At 61.4% G+C, this 15,101-nt stretch carries 8 protein-coding genes; all 8 read right to left on the reverse strand.

From position 1 onward, the window contains the following. Nucleotides 1-32: 32 nt before the first annotated feature. Nucleotides 33-8,552, reverse strand: coding sequence for a GH36-type glycosyl hydrolase domain-containing protein (locus tag N2600_RS21885; protein ID WP_260109696.1), 8,520 nt, complete (start codon nt 8,550-8,552; stop codon nt 33-35). Nucleotides 8,553-9,181: 629 nt separating this feature from the next. Then, nucleotides 9,182-9,346 carry a hypothetical protein gene (locus N2600_RS21890; RefSeq protein ID WP_017966088.1) on the reverse strand — a complete coding sequence of 55 codons (165 nt, stop codon included), beginning with the start codon at nt 9,344-9,346 and terminating at the stop codon, nt 9,182-9,184. A 127-nt stretch (nt 9,347-9,473) separates the two neighbouring features. After that, nucleotides 9,474-9,662 carry a hypothetical protein gene (locus tag N2600_RS21895; protein ID WP_222384373.1) on the reverse strand — a complete coding sequence of 63 codons (189 nt, stop codon included), beginning with the start codon at nt 9,660-9,662 and terminating at the stop codon, nt 9,474-9,476. A gap of 162 nt (nt 9,663-9,824) precedes the next feature. Beyond that, nucleotides 9,825-10,574 (reverse strand): ABC transporter ATP-binding protein, encoded by a 750-nt coding sequence (locus N2600_RS21900; RefSeq protein ID WP_170277792.1) that lies wholly within the window; start codon nt 10,572-10,574, stop codon nt 9,825-9,827. Next, nucleotides 10,571-11,404, reverse strand: coding sequence for an ABC transporter ATP-binding protein (locus N2600_RS21905; protein WP_170260798.1), 834 nt, complete (start codon nt 11,402-11,404; stop codon nt 10,571-10,573). Before N2600_RS21905 ends, N2600_RS21900 begins: the two co-directional genes overlap by 4 nt. Further along, entirely contained in the window at nt 11,401-12,336 is a 936-nt protein-coding gene (locus N2600_RS21910; protein ID WP_260297375.1) for an ABC transporter permease, read from the reverse strand. Before N2600_RS21910 ends, N2600_RS21905 begins: the two co-directional genes overlap by 4 nt. Beyond that, nucleotides 12,333-13,400, reverse strand: a complete 1,068-nt coding sequence (locus N2600_RS21915; protein ID WP_260297376.1) for an ABC transporter permease — start codon at nt 13,398-13,400, stop codon at nt 12,333-12,335. Before N2600_RS21915 ends, N2600_RS21910 begins: the two co-directional genes overlap by 4 nt. Before the next feature lie 18 nt (nt 13,401-13,418). Further along, entirely contained in the window at nt 13,419-15,062 is a 1,644-nt protein-coding gene (locus N2600_RS21920) for an ABC transporter substrate-binding protein (protein WP_260109699.1), read from the reverse strand. Nucleotides 15,063-15,101: the final 39 nt, after the last annotated feature.

The following is a 15,101-nucleotide window of genomic DNA, read 5'->3' on the forward strand; positions in this document are numbered from 1 at the left end:
AATCGCCGTGTTTTTCAGCGTGGAGAACGCTGTTATCCGAGCGGATATCCCTCTTCGGGATCGGTGACTTCGCAGCCGTTTATCGACAGAGTGTAGCCGCTGTCATTGGACGCTTTTGAGACCGAAATGCGGTATTTGCCGCCGCCTTGCTCCACCTCTGCCGCAAAACCGTCCCATTCCGAAGGGAGCGACGGGCGCACGTAGAGTCGGCCGTCTTTCAGCCGAATACCGAGGATGCCCTCGACGGCGGCGCGGTAGAGCCAGCCGGCTGACCCGGTATACCAGGTCCAGCCGCCGCGCGACTTATAAGGCTCGTTTCCGTAGACGTCGGCCGCCACGACATAGGGTTCGACGCGGTATTGCTCCGCTGAAGCCTTGTCGAGCGCGTGGGTGATCGGGTTGAGGATCTGGAAGCAGCGGAAGGCATCGTCGCCCCGCTTCAGCTCCGCCAGCGCCATCACGACCCAGGTCGCTGCATGGGTATATTGCCCGCCGTTTTCGCGCACACCCGGCGGATAGGCCTTGATATAGCCGGGATCCCTGGCGGAATTGACGAAAGGCGGCGTGAACAGCCGGATGATGCGGGCATCCTCGTCGACCAGCTGATCGAGCACCGCATCCATCGCCGTGACGGCGCGGGCCGGATCGCCCTCGCCGGACAGCACGCTCCAGGACTGCGCGATCGAATCGATCCGGCATTCGGGGCTTTCCCTGGAGCCGAGCAGCGCACCGTCGTCGAACGTGCCGCGGCGATAGTAGCCGCCATCCCAGGCCGCAGTTTCCAGCGCCTTCTTCAGTTCGGTGAGATGCGCCGACCAGCGCTCTGCACGGGCCGTGTCGCCGCGCTGCTCGGCATAGGGAACGAAGGAGCGCAATGCCCCCGCCAGGAACCAGCCGAGCCAAACGCTGGTGCCGCGGCCGCCGATGCCGACGCGGTTCATGCCATCGTTCCAGTCGCCGCCAAGAAATAGCGGCAGGCCGTTAGCCCCCTTGCGAGCGATGGCGAGATCGAGCGCCAACGCCGCGTGTTCGTAGACGCTTGCCTTGTCCTCGGAAATCTCCGGCTTGTAGAACGAGTCGTGCTGGCCTTCGAGCAGTGCCGGCCCTTCCAGGAAGGCGATCTCCTCGTCGAGGACGTTTTTGTCGCCGGTGACGTTGCAATAGTGATGGATCGCGTAAGCGAGCCAGACGACGTCGTCCGAAATCAGCGTGCGCACGCCCGCACCCGTTCCCGGCAGCCACCAATGTTGCACGTCGCCTTCGCGGAACTGGCGCGAAGCGGCATTCAGGATCTGCCGGCGGGCAAGCGAGGGTTCGTGCAGCACGAAGGCCAGCGTGTCCTGCAGCTGATCGCGGAAGCCGAAGGCGCCGCTTGCCTGGTAGAAGGCGGTGCGGGCCATGATGCGGCAGCCGAGACTCTGATAAGGCAGCCAGGTATTGACGAGATTGTTCATCCCGCGATCTGGCGTCGATATCTGCAGCCTGCCGGTGAAGTCCCGCCAGAAGGCGCGGTTCGCCTCGACCGTCTCGTCGAACGAAGCCTTGCGGATATCGGCGATGACAGTGCGCGCTTCTTCTTCCGTCGGCGTATCGCCGAGGAAGAAGGTGAAGTCGCGCTCCTCGCCGGCGCCAAGTTCGATGTCGATCGCAAGCGCCGCGGCCGGATCACCATCGAGTTCGGTCGCGCCGGAAAGAGCGGCGGCGGAGATGACGGACTGCGGCGCCTGGATCGTTCCCGCCTTGCCGATGAATTCGCGCCGGCTTGCCGAGAAGCTCGAAAGCGTCTCGCTCGCCGCGAAGAAGGCGGTGCGGTTGGAAAAATCGATGCTGTAGGGATTGGTGGCAAACAGCGCCCCCGTCTCCTCGTCATGCTGCGACAGGATGAAAGGCACCGTGCGTGCAGGATTGCTGCCGAGGACCCATTCGACATAACCGTAGAGACGCAGCTTACGGGTGGCCGAACCGGTATTACGCAGGCGCAGGCGTTGCAGTTTCACCGGCTTTTCGCGATCGACCGTCTGCGTCAACTCGAGTGCGATCTCGTGCTGAACGCTGGATAAGACGGAATAGCCGAGCCCGTGGCGGGCTTCGAAACGGATGTCCGGCCGGCGGGAAAGCGCTGCGAACGGCGTCATGACGGCACCGCTGTCGAGATCGGTGAGATAGAACGCCTCGCCCGAACGGTTGACCACGGCATCGTTCGACCAGGAGGTCAGTTGATAGTCGCGCGAATTGACGCTCCAGGTGAATCCGGCGCCCTCGGCCGACACGTGGAAGCCGAAGCTGTCGTTGGAAATGACATTGATCCAGGGCTGCGGCGTCGCATGACCTCCGGGCAGGCGAACGACATACTCACGCCCATCTCGGGCAAAGCCGCCGATGCCGTTCCAGAAGTCGAGATCGCCTTCCTCCTCGATGACGACGGCGGGCACGACAGGCGCTGGCACAGGGGCAACACGCTTGACGGGGGGCTTGTTGCGCTCGGCCCGTTCGATCTCCTGCAGTTCCTCCTTGGAGGGTGCAAACAGCGCCACGGCGCGGTTGATCTGGTCGACCACCTTGCCGTTCTTGGTATGCAGCGTGACACGCGAAGCCGCGATCAGCGCGTGATAGGTGCTCTCCTCCATCAGGTCCTTGCGAACCGCAAAGATATGCTGGCGCAATCCGTCGGCCTGGCCGATGCGACGGACGTTCTCGCACATGGCGTCGAGTGCATGCTGCATGTCCTGCGCATAGGAGGAGGCGCGTTCGTTCATGATGACGAGATCGGCGGTGACGCCGCGCGAGCGCAGATATTCCTGCGCCAGCAGCGCCTCGCGGGCGATCTCGAGATCCATGTCGTCGTTGATGCGCAGCGTGAAGATCGGGAAGTCGCCGGAGATTGCCAGCGGCCACAGCGCCGATTGCGACTGCAAGCCGGCCTCGACGGTCGCCTCGTCCTTGCGCAGTTGCATATCGGGATAGACGAGATAGCGTCCGAGATGCTGGAAGGCCGCCGCCTGCTGCGAGGTGACGCCGACATGGCGCATCTGCACCTGCGTGCGTGTCCAGGCCTGAACGAGCTCGTGGGTGAAGGCGTCGGGATGACGGTAGCGATTGACCGCCTTGTCGACTTCGTCGCGGCTCGGCGCCGCAATCGTCCAAAAGATCACGCTGACTTTCTTGCCGGCCGGCACGCGGACGGTGCGACGCAGCGACATCACCGGATCGAGCACGAAACCATCGCTGCCGGAAAGCGTGGCACCCGGATCGAAGGCGGCCGCATCGGCAAGGCTGCGGCCACGGCCGATGAACTTACGCCGGTCAGTCTCGAATTCGGTATGGCGGGTGTCGCCGGCATTGTCGACGATCAGATGTGCGATGCTGATGTTCGGCTCGTTCGGGTCGCGCTTGTTGCGTTCGGCGCGGATGACGTCGCCGCGCTTGCCGATCTCGGTCTTGACGAACATGCGGGCGAACGCCGGATGCGCATTGTCGGTGTCGTCGGAAGTGATCACCGGTTCGAGATAGGAGGTGACCTCGATGAACCGGTCCTCCGTGCCCATGTTCAGCAGGGTGACGCGTCGGGCCTCGGCATCATGCTCGGTCGCGATGATGCATTCCACCTCGCTTGTGAGGTCACCGACCGTCTTGGTGAACTGCGCCTTCTCGTCGGCAAATTCGACCTTGATTTTTTCGCCTTCGACACCCTTCGGCTCAGATGTCGTCGACCACCATTCGTTGGTGGCGGTATCGCGCAGGAAGATGAAGCTGCCCCAGCGGTCTTCGGTCGGATCGGCTTTCCAGCGGGAAACGGAAAGGCCGTTCCAGCGGGAATAACCGGCACCGGTCGCCGTCAGCATCAGCGAATAATGACCGTTCGACAGGAACACGAGCTCGCGGTCGCGCGATGCCGGATCGCTGATTTTCCTGAGCTCCGGCCGCAGGAGATCGTCCTGGATGCTGGCCGGCGTGTCGGATTCATGCTTGCCGCTCATGACGGGAATGTCGCGCGGCGCCTTTTCCTGCAGCAGCAGCTCCGCTGCCTCGATGACGGGATCGGAGTGGAAGAGCTCGCGCAGATGACCGTTGAAGGCGACGTTGGCCACCGCCGCGATCGACATGCCGTGATGGTGGGCATAATAATTGTAGACCACCGCGCATTTCTTGCCTTCCGGCACGCGCGTCGGCGTGAAGTCGACGGCGTCGTGGAAACCGAACTTGCCGAGCGCCCCGACCTTGCGCAGCCTCTGCAGGTTTTCGAGCGCGGCCGGCGGGTCGTACTGGCTGGCAAGCAACGATGCATAAGGCGCGATGACGGCATTGTGGCCGAGGCCGCGCTTCAGGCCGAGCGTCGGCACGCCGAAATTCGTGTACTGATAATTGAGGTTGTGGTCGCGGGCATTGAAGGCTGCCTCCGAAATGCCCCAGGGAATGCCGAGCTTGCGGGCGTAGTTCATCTGTTCGACGACGACCAGATTGTTGGTCTGGTTGAGAATACCCCCGCCGCGCTCCTGCATGACGAGCGGCGGCATCAGATATTCGAACATCGAGCCGGACCAGGAGACCAGCGCACCGCGCGACCCCACAGGTACGACCTGGCGGCCGAGGCGATACCAGTGTTCCGTCGGCAGATCACCCTTGGCGATGCCGAAGAGGCTGGTCAGGCGGCATTCCGAGGCGAGAAGGTCGTAGCAGGCCTGGTCGAGTTCGCCGCTTTCGACGCGGTAGCCGATCGACAGCAGGCGCCGCTCCGGCCGGAACAGGAAGCCGAAATCCATCGAGAAGGCAAGATCGCGGGCCTTGTCGCGCAGCGCCACCAGGCGCGGCCTCAGCGCATCGACTTTGGAAAGATCGAAGGTGCTGTCGGAAATATGCGCCTCGCAGACCTTCACCAGCGATGCCGCCCACAGGGTGACCTCTTCGCTCTGCTTCGACTTGACCTCATGGTCGAGATTGGCGGCGAGTTTCTCGATGTCGCGCGCGAGAACGGCGAGGTTGATGATGCGGATCGAGGCGAATTCGTGCTCGCGCTTGACGGCGGCAAGCGCGTTCTGGAAGCCGACGATGCGCTCCTCCAGGCGCCGGCGCAGCGGGCGCACGGTCTTGCGGTCATCGGGCAGGTCCGCCAGCACTTCGCCGAGAATGCCGGCCGTGTCGCCGACGCCGTCGAGATTGCCCTGCATATGGGCGGACGGCGCCTCCGCCCAGTTGCGACAGGCCGACGAAATCGCGATCAGATGACCGGCGAGATTGCCGCTGTCGACGGCCGAGACATAACGGGGCCCAAGCGTCTGCAGCGTATCGGTGTGGTACCAATTGAACAAATGGCCGCGGAATTTCTCCATTTTGTCGATCGTCGCGATCGTCTGCTCCAGCCGCTCGAGCGTCTCCTCGAAGGAGAACCAGCCGAAATGCCGGCCGGAAACGACGGAAAGCAGATAGACGCCGATATTGGTCGGCGAGGTGCGCGCCGCAACGATCACATGCGGCGTTTCCTGGATATTGTCCGGCGGCAGATAATTCTGCTCGGCCGTCGTGAAGGTTTCGAAATAGCGCCAGGTGCGCCGGGCGATCTTGCGCAGTTCGCTCGACACCGAATCGGCAACTTCGAGCCGATCCTCGGTCTCTGCCGACTGGCTGACATACCAGGCCACCACCGGCGAAAACATCCACAGCAGCGCGAAGGGAATGCCGACGAGGAAGGCGCTGTTGCCGGGAAGGGCTGCAAAACCGAGCGCCAGCAGCGCCAACGCCGGCGCATGCCACATCGCCTTGTAGTAGGAAATCAACGTGCCCTGGCCGCCGGCCTGAACGCTGGCGGCGGTCCGCCACTGCAGCATCAGCTTGCGGCTGACGAAGAGGCGATAGAGTGAACGGCCGATTGCATCCGCCATCATGCAAGCCGAATCGGCGATGAAGACGATACGCAACGCAACCTGCGCATTGGCGGCCGTGATATCGGACCAGACCGTATAGAGATGGGCGCGGGCGATGATATCGCTGGTGCGCGGGATGATGCCGTTGATGAGCGACAGCGTCGGCGCAACGAAGAGGCAGAAGATCAGCAGAATCTGCCAGATGAGCGCGCCGAGCGGACCCATGAAATACCAGCCGAGCACGGAGGCGAAGAACCAGGCGATCGGCGTCAGCGAACGGCGCAGATTGTCGAACATCTTCCAGCGGCCGAGTGCCGTGACGCCGTATTTCGGATTGAACATGTAGGGGAGAAGCTGCCAGTCGCCGCGCGCCCAGCGATGCTGGCGCGAGGTTTCTACCTCGTAGCGGATCGGGAAATCCTCGACCAGTTCGAGATCGGTGACGAGCGCGCAACGCGCCATTGAGCCTTCGAGAAGATCGTGGCTGAGCACGGAGTTCTCGTCGATCCGTCCCTTCAGCGACGCTTCGAAGGCATCGACATGATAAAGGCCCTTGCCGGTGAATGTGCCTTCGCCGGCGAGATCCTGATAGACGTCGGAAACGGTGAAGACATAAGGATCGAGGCCGCGGTTGATCGAAAAGACGCGCTGGAAGACCGACGCGTCCTTGCCCGTCGTCAGCGACGGCGTGACCCGCGGCTGCAGTACGCCATAGCCGCTTTCGACGCGGCCGGTTTTCGGGTTGATGACCGGGCGGTTGATCGGATGATAGAGCTTGCCGACGAGCTTGGTGACGGCATCGCGCATCAGGCGCGTATCGGCATCGAGCGTCATGACATATTGCACCTTGGCCGGCACGGTATTGGCGCCCGGCAGATAGGTCGTGTCGCGGTCGCCGCGCAGAAGCATGTTCAGCTCGTGCAGCTTGCCGCGCTTGCGCTCCCAACCCATCCAGACGCCTTCCGAGGGATTATAGAGGCGACGGCGATGCAACAGATAGAAACGCGTCTTGCCATCATAGGCATAGCGGGCGGAGAGATTGGCGATCTCGCGCCTGGCATAATCGAGAACCTCGAGATCGGCGGGCGTTTCCTCGGCCTCACTATCCGGCCAATCGCTGAGCATTGCGAAATAGATCTCGCCACGCGGATTGGCGAGATAATGAACCTCGAGATTACGCACGTGGTCGTCGACGCTGTCGCGGTTCGAAATCAGGCAGGGCACGACGAGCAGCGTGCGCGCATCCTCCGGAATGCCTTCCTTGAACTCGTAGCCGACGAGGCGCGCCGGCGTCACGAAGAAGGACAGCACGGTGTTGAAGAGACCTGTCGCCCCCTCCGATGCCGGCACTGAGAACATGATCAGCAGCAGGGCGATTTCGAAAGCACCCATGCCGGCATTCGCCATGAATTTGCCGACAATCGCCATGGCGATGACCGTCAGCAGCATGACGGGCACGGCAATCGCCAGCCAGTTGAACCGGCGCACCGCACGCACGAAATATTGGATGGCCGTCGGGCGATAGTTCGCCCGCGCCTCGAGTTTCGGCCGCTGCGCGCCCGACAGGAAGCCACCGACATTCGGTTCATGCGGCTGCGGCTCGCCGGAGGCCTTGGCGGCATCGGTCATGTCGAGCGCCAGCTGGGCGATTTCCATTTCCGACAGCGGCGAGCGCTTGGCCAGCTTCTCGATCTGTTTGCGGTATTTGTTGCGCGAGCCGGAATCGAGGATGCCGTAATCCGAATGCTCCCAGAGGAGCTTGTCGACATGGCTGACCTGCTCGACCCAGACCGACCACTCGGCATCATCGATCTCGCGAAGGCTGCGGATGATGTTGCCCATCGTCACGTTGCCGGAAGAGAGTCGGCTGTGTTCGGCCGTCGTCGCCTCTTCGGTGTTGCGGCCGAGCTCTTCCAGCCGCTCGTCGAGCCAGGTGATCGCCAGGCTCGATGTCTGCGAACCGTCGCGCAAGCGATAGAGGAACTGCGTCGAGAAGGTATTGTCCTCGGCAAGCGGTTCCAGCGTCTTCAGATAGGCGGCCGCCGCGGCTGGGTCGGTCAGGCGCACCAATTCGTCGGCCGCCTCGTTGGCGCGGCGGCGCAGGCGGCGGCTGGCTTCGACGCGGCTCGAAATACGGCGAAGGTTTTCCACGAGCACGTAGCGCACGAGGGAGGGCAACGCCCAGAGTTCACCGATCCTGAGCGTCTCGCTGGCCTGGAAGCCGTCGACCAGTGCCGTCAGACTTTCTTGCGAGATCGTGCTGTGGGTATGGGCGACGTAGAGCCAGGCAAGCACAAGGGTGCGCGGTACTTCGACGCCGCCGACGACCATGGTCGGCAATTCGCGATAGAAGCGGCGGGGGAAGTCGCGCCGCACCTCCTGGATCGCCTCTTCGACGATATAGTGATTATCCAGCAGCCATTCTGCCGCCGGCGTGATGGTATCGCCGGCCTCGACATCGGTCGCCGTGGTCCTGTAGACGCGCAGGATTTCCTTCTGGTTTTCCTTATGACGCGCAAAGAAATCGAAGGGGGCGAAAGCCGGCAGCTTGTCGACGCCGTTGCGGGCGACCGCATCGCCCATCGCCTTGATGTCCTCGATGGAAAGATAGGTCGAGCGGATCGAATCGTTATGATCGATCTGCTTCGTCTCGGGTTCGCGCGAAAGGCTCGGAGAAAGATTTGAAATAGACATGGGTTCGGTTCTGGATCCAAACGAAGTTATGGCTGTTTTGCTCGGCCTTTTGCACTGCTTATCATGACTGTTACATGAACGGAGCCCTATTCTTCAAAGATCGATGAAGCCGGGGTGAACGACACTTGGCAAGCGATGCAAACGGGTTAAGCCCTGGTCAGGACACGGCCCGACGGGTGATCGAGACCATCGATAACCTCTCCGCGAAAGCCATGTCGAAAATTTGGACATCCTTGGGAAAATTCAAGTCGGGAGGCATTCCCCGCCGCCCAGCGAGCTTGTCTGGGTGCCGGCACCTGGTTCCGGCAATGCAAGAGCTGTTCGATTCCAGAAAAACGAAAGACGCATGGATTGCCTCACCATGCTGGCGGCAGTCTGGGCGGCCGGCCCACGCCGTTTGCGCTCGAGATCAAGGCCTTCGTGGGACGCTTCAGATGGCGTAAAAAATAGAGAAGAACGATGATGGGGGGATCGGAATGCCGATCAACCATAACAAAATGCCTCTGGTGACCACTCTCCTTTTGACATTTGAGTGCCAGGAGAATGCCGAGACAAATTGAATGGTCCGGAATTCAATAGAGGCGGAAACCTCCGCAGCGCCGGCATCTGCCGACGCTTCATCCGCCGGATTACCCGACGACGCCGCAAACCATAGCGACCACGAACAGGAACGCCGCGGTGAAGATCGCGCCATGGAGCACCGTCTGAAGCCTGTGGCGCTTGGTGAGCGGCTTCTTGGTCGGTACGGAACCATACTGGTTCACGTGAGCATGCGAAATACCCAGATCTGCCATATGTCGCCTCCGTTGTTCTCGTGCGGCCGGTTGTGCGGCTCGCGTTTATATTCGTATTTTCTCTATCAAGTAGGTAGAGATAAATTTCCGTCCAGAGCGAGCGGAAGAGAAAATTCAACCAGCCCTTTTAGCAGAGCGTGCGCCATGCCCAGATCAACGAGCGCTCGACGGCGTTCTCGTTCTGCGACGGGTTGGAGGAACTGTCGATCAGCCGACGGTCCTTTTCCGAGGGAATGGATGCCGAAATCTGTTCCTGGCGATCGGCTCTCACAGGAGGATCGAGGTAACCCATGGTCATCCCACCGAGAAAGAACATGCCTCAACCTCCATCGATCACGAAAGCTAACAAACGTTAACGGGATCATGACAGAAGCAAGGCAGCTGTCAATAGTCTAGCTGAATGGTCGTCTTTTAGGGAAGCATTATCCTTAACACCGCCGCCGGTCTTTTCTTTTCAACGGCTTCAAAAGATTGACTTTCAGGCTTTGACGAAACCCTTGCTCGCGATCATCAAATTTCTCGTATAGTCCTCGTGAACCGCGCCTTGCGCCAGTTCCTGCGAGCTCAGCCGCTCGACGACGGCGCCGTTGCGCATTACCGCGAGCCGTTCGCACATATGGGTGACGACACCGAGATCATGGCTCACCATCACGAAGGTGAGCTTGCGGTCGCGTCGGATCTCTTCCAGCAGGTTCAGCACCTCGGCCTGCACCGAGGCGTCGAGCGCCGATGTCGGCTCGTCGAGCAGCAGGATCGACGGTTCGACGATCAGCGCCCGGGCGATCGCCACGCGCTGGCGCTGGCCGCCGGAGAGCTGGTGCGGGTAGCGGAAGCGGAAACCATTGCCGAGGCCGACCTCGTCAAGCGCTCGGGCAATGCGCTTCTCGCCGTCGGCGATGCCGTGGATGGCAAGCGGTTCGAGCAGAAGCCGGTCGATCGTCTGGCGCGGATGCAGCGAACCATAAGGATCCTGGAAGACCATTTGTACGCGCCGGTAGAAGACTTTGCTGCGTTTCGAACCTTTCAGCGGCTCGCCATCGATGTTGATCGCGCCGCTGCTCACCGGCGCAAGTCCGGCAACGGCCCGCAACAAGGTCGATTTTCCCGAGCCGGATTCGCCGACAAGACCAAAGGATTCGCCGCGTTCGACGGCGATGCTGACATCCTTCAATGCATGAAAATGGTCGTAAACGACGCTCAGATCGTCGATCTCGAGAGCTGCGCTCATGCCGCCCACTCCGGCTTGCGGTCGAGCACCGGCAGCGGGTGGCGGTTCGCGCCGATCTCGGGCATGCAGTTCAGCAGCCCCTGCGTATAGGGATGCCGCGCATGTTTGAGATCGGCGGCCGCCAGCTCCTCGACGATCTTGCCGGCATACATGACGATGACACGGTCGCAGAAGGAGGAAACCAGCCTCAGATCGTGGGAGACGAAGATCAGCCCCATGCCGCGCTCGGACACCAGCTTGTCCATGATCCTCAGCACGTCGAGCTGCACCGTCACGTCGAGCGCCGAGGTCGGCTCGTCGGCAATCAGCAGCTCAGGCCCGGCAATCAGCATCATGGCGATCATCGCACGCTGCCCCATGCCGCCCGAAACCTCGTGCGGATGCAGGTCGAAGACACGTTTCGGGTCACGGATCTGCACCGCTTCCAGCATGGCGAGCGCGCGCTCGCGCGCTTCCGCCTTGCCGACCTTCTCATGCGTGCGCAGCGTTTCGCAGATCTGCCGTCCGATCGACATGACGGGATCGAGCGAATATTTCGGATCCTGCAGGATCATGGCGATGCGCTTGCCGCGCAGCCTGCGCCTTTCGCCGGCAGACGCATTGATCAGATCGATGCCGTTGAAATCAAGCCTGTCGGCCGTGACGATGCCGTGTTTCGGCGTCAGGCCCATGATTGCCCGGCCGGTCTGCGACTTGCCGGAACCGGATTCACCGACGATGCCGAGTCGTTCCTTGCCGAGTGTGAAGGAGACGCCGCGCACGGCCTCGATCACGCCGGTGCGCGTGGGGTAGCTGACCTTGAGCTTGTCCACCGTCAGAAGTGTTGTCATTGGCCGCTCTCCTTGGGATCGAGCGCGTCGCGCAGGCCGTCGCCGAGGAGATTGAAGCCGAGGCTGACGATGAGGATGGCGATGCCGGGCATCGCCGCGACCCACCATTGATCGAGGATGAAACGCCGTCCCGAGGCAATCATCGCACCCCATTCCGGCAGCGGCGGCTGCGCCCCCAGACCGAGGAAACCGAGACCGGCCGCCGTCAGGATGATGCCCGCCATGTCGAGCGTCACACGCACGATCAGCGAGGAAATACAGAGCGGCATCACATGGCGCACGACAATGCGAAGCGGCGAGGCTCCCATCAGCTTCACCGCCGAAATATAGTCGGAACGCCGGACCGTCAGCGTCTCGGCGCGCGCGATACGGGCATAGGGCGGCCAGGAGGTGATCGCAATCGCGATGATCGCATTCTGGATGCCGGGCCCGAGCGCCGCGACGAAGGCGAGCGCCAGCACCAGCTTCGGAAAGGCGAGGAAGATATCGGTAATCCGCATCAGCGTCGCATCCACCCAGCCTCCGGCATAACCGGAGACGGTGCCGACGATCAGCCCGATCGGCGCCGAGATAACGGCGACGAGCGCGACGACGAGCAGCGTCAATCGCGATCCGTAGATCAGCCGCGAATAGATATCGCGGCCCTGGTCATCCGAACCGAGCCAGAATTCCCCGGTGCCGGGCGGCAGCAGGCGGGCATTGCGCAGATCGCCGACCACCGGATTATGCGTGGCGAGCGCATCGGCAAAGGCGGCGATGAAAAGCAGGGCCACGATGATCAGCAGGCCGACAACGGCGAGCCTATTGGCCGTGAACTGCCGCCATGTGACATAGGCACGGCCGAGGCGGGCCTGCAGGCGCGATTGCGGCCGGTCGGAAAGCAGCCATTCGCGGCGGCTCATCGCAGGAGATGGGCTGGCATTGGCCGTCATCGGTTTCGCGTCCTCGGGTCGAGCGTCCGGTAGAGAAGATCGGACAGAAGGTTGATACCGATGAAGATCGTACCGATGACGATCGTGCCGCCAAGAACGGCGTTCATGTCGGCGTTCTGCAGCGAATTGGTGATGTAGAGCCCGATGCCCGGCCAGGAAAAGACGGTCTCCGTCAGCACCGATCCTTCGAGCAGGCCGGCATAGGAAAGCGCAATTACGGTAACGAGCGGCACGGCGGCATTGCGCAGCGCATGGCCCCAGATCACCCGTGTTTCCGAAAGCCCCTTGGCGCGCACGGCGACGATATATTCCTGGGAAAGCTCGTTCAGCATGAAGCTGCGCGTCATCCGGCTGATATAGGCAAGCGAGAAGTAGCCGAGCAGGGAGGCGGGCAGGATGATGTGACGGAAGACATCGTAAAAGACATCCCATTGCCCCTGCCAGGCGCTGTCTAGCAGGTAGAGGCCGGTGATCGGCGTGAACGTATATTCGAAGACGATGTCTATGCGGCCGGGAAAGGCCACCCAGCGCAGTTGCGCATAAAAGATGACGAGCGAAATCAGCGCCAGCCAGAAGATCGGCACCGAATAGCCGATGAGGCCGACGACGCGCACGACCTGGTCGGCGATGCTGCCGCGACGCACGGCCGCGAGAACCCCGAGCGGCACGCCGACGAAAGCGCCGATGAGCGTTCCGAGCGTCGCGAGTTCGATTGTCGCCGGCAGGACACGGCGGATATCGACCATGACGGGATTGGTGGTTAGGACCGAATTACCGAATTCGCCTGAAAGAACGCCTTTGATATAGATGAAGAACTGCTGATAGAGCGGTAGATTGAAGCCCATTTCCTGTCGCACGCGTTCGACAACATGGGTGGGCGCGCGGTCGCCGAGGATGGCGAGCACGGGATCGATCGGCACGACGCGGCCGATGAAGAAGGTGACGGCCAGCAGGCCGAGATAGGTGGTGGCGGCGGCGAAGAGGAACCGCCCGGCCGCCTTGGCGAAGGCGCTGGCACGGCCCTTTCGGGGTCGCGCCGCCTGGGTTGCTTCGATGATGCTCAAGCGACTAGCCCTGCCGGATCATTCCTTGGCGATCGGACCGACGAAATTGGTGTCAAAGCTCGGACCCAGCTTGAAGTCCTTCAGATTCTTGCGATATCCGGCCACTTCCGTCTGCTGAAAGATGATGACGAAGGGGCTGTTGGCGAGAAACTTCTTCTGGATGTCCTCGTACATGGCAGCGCGCTTCGCAGCGTCGCGTTCAAGCAGCGCAGCTTTGGTTTGTTTGTCGAGCTCAGGTGCTTCCCAGGTATTGCGCCATGCCAGCGTCTTCACTGTGCCGGCATCCGAATTGTCAGGATTGCTTGTAAAGGTATCGGCATTCGAATTCGGGTCGAAATAGTCCGAGCCCCAATTGCCGATATAGATATCGTGAGTACGGGCACGATATTTGGTCAGCGTCTGTTTGCCATCTCCAGGGATAATCTCCAGCTTGATACCGGCCTGCGCCAGCGTCTGCTGCATGGATTCGGCGATACCGGTCACCGGCTGCGTGTTGCGCACGTCCATCGTCACCGAGAAGCCGTCCGGGACCCCGGCCTTGGCCAGTAGCTCCTTGGCCTTGGCGACATCGAGTTTGTAGGGGTTTTCATCAAGCGCGCCGAGTTGGCCCGTGGGCAAGAAGGTCTGGTGGATCTCGCCGATGCCTTTGATCAGGGTCTCACCGATCGCATCATAGTCGACTAGATATTTGAAAGCCTCCTGGACTTCCGGCTTCTTCAGGTTCTCGTTCTTATTGTTCAGACTGACGTAGTAAATCGTGCCCTTCGGCGCGCTTGTGGTCGTCAGATCCGCGTTCTTGGAAGCGGCGTCGATGTCACCCGGCTCGAGATTGCGGGCGATGTCAATGTCCCCGGCTTCGAGCGCCAGCCGCTGAGCTGAGCTCTCCTTCATGTAGCGATAGATGACGCGATTGAGCTTCGGCTTGTCACCGTAATAATTGTCGTTGCGCTCCAGCACGACGACTTCGTTTGCCCGCCATTCGCGCAGTTTGAACGCGCCGGAGCCGGCATAGCCGGTCTTCAGCCATTCGTTACCGAAATCATTATCGTATTTGTGGTCCGCATCCGTCGTCACCGCCTTCACATGATCCAGCACCAGCTTCTTGTCGACGACGGAAGCGACCGTTGCTGTCAGGCAGTTCAGCACGAAGCTCGGCGCATAGGCCTTGTCGACCGTGAAGACGAATGTATTGGCGTCAGCCGCTTTCGCCTTTTCGGCAATATTGTCGCCGGTCAGGCCAAACTGGGTAAGGATAAAGGCCGGGCTCTTGTCGAGCTTGACGGCGCGCTCAAAGGACCAGGCGACGTCTTCGGCGGTGATTGGATTACCCGAGGCGAATTTGAGGCCTGGTTTCAGCTTGAAAGTATAGGTGAGGCCGTCATCTGAGACGTTCCAGCTCTCCGCCAGATCACCCTTAACCTTGGATGTGTCGTTGAGGTCGAGGCGAACGAGAAGGCTATAGCTGTTGCTGGTGATCTCCGCCGTGGAAAGTTCGAAAGCCTCGCCCGGATCCATCGTGATGATGTCGTCGATGGCAAGGCCCTCGACCAGCGTATCCTTGGGCGTCTCGGCAAAGGCCGAGGGTGCGGTCGCCATCAGGAGCGAAAGAGCGGCTCCTGCCGAGAGCATGCGGACATTGCGGCTGAGCTTGGTGATCATCATGGTCTGTTCCCCTGTATTGTTTGATTACAAAGCGTTTTA

This window comes from Rhizobium sp. WSM1274 (assembly GCF_025200775.1).
GTDB lineage: Bacteria > Pseudomonadota > Alphaproteobacteria > Rhizobiales > Rhizobiaceae > Rhizobium > Rhizobium leguminosarum_I.

What these genes read in the sequence shown, in the direction of transcription:
- N2600_RS21910 (WP_260297375.1), bottom strand. Translation starts at nt 12,336, where the DNA reads ATGACGGCCAATGCCAGCCCATCTCCTGCGATGAGCCGCCGCGAATGG.
- N2600_RS21890 (WP_017966088.1), bottom strand. Translation starts at nt 9,346, where the DNA reads ATGGCAGATCTGGGTATTTCGCATGCTCACGTGAACCAGTATGGTTCC.
- N2600_RS21900 (WP_170277792.1), bottom strand. Translation starts at nt 10,574, where the DNA reads ATGAGCGCAGCTCTCGAGATCGACGATCTGAGCGTCGTTTACGACCAT.
- N2600_RS21895 (WP_222384373.1), bottom strand. Translation starts at nt 9,662, where the DNA reads ATGTTCTTTCTCGGTGGGATGACCATGGGTTACCTCGATCCTCCTGTG.
- N2600_RS21885 (WP_260109696.1), bottom strand. Translation starts at nt 8,552, where the DNA reads ATGTCTATTTCAAATCTTTCTCCGAGCCTTTCGCGCGAACCCGAGACG.
- N2600_RS21920 (WP_260109699.1), bottom strand. Translation starts at nt 15,062, where the DNA reads ATGATGATCACCAAGCTCAGCCGCAATGTCCGCATGCTCTCGGCAGGA.
- N2600_RS21905 (WP_170260798.1), bottom strand. Translation starts at nt 11,404, where the DNA reads ATGACAACACTTCTGACGGTGGACAAGCTCAAGGTCAGCTACCCCACG.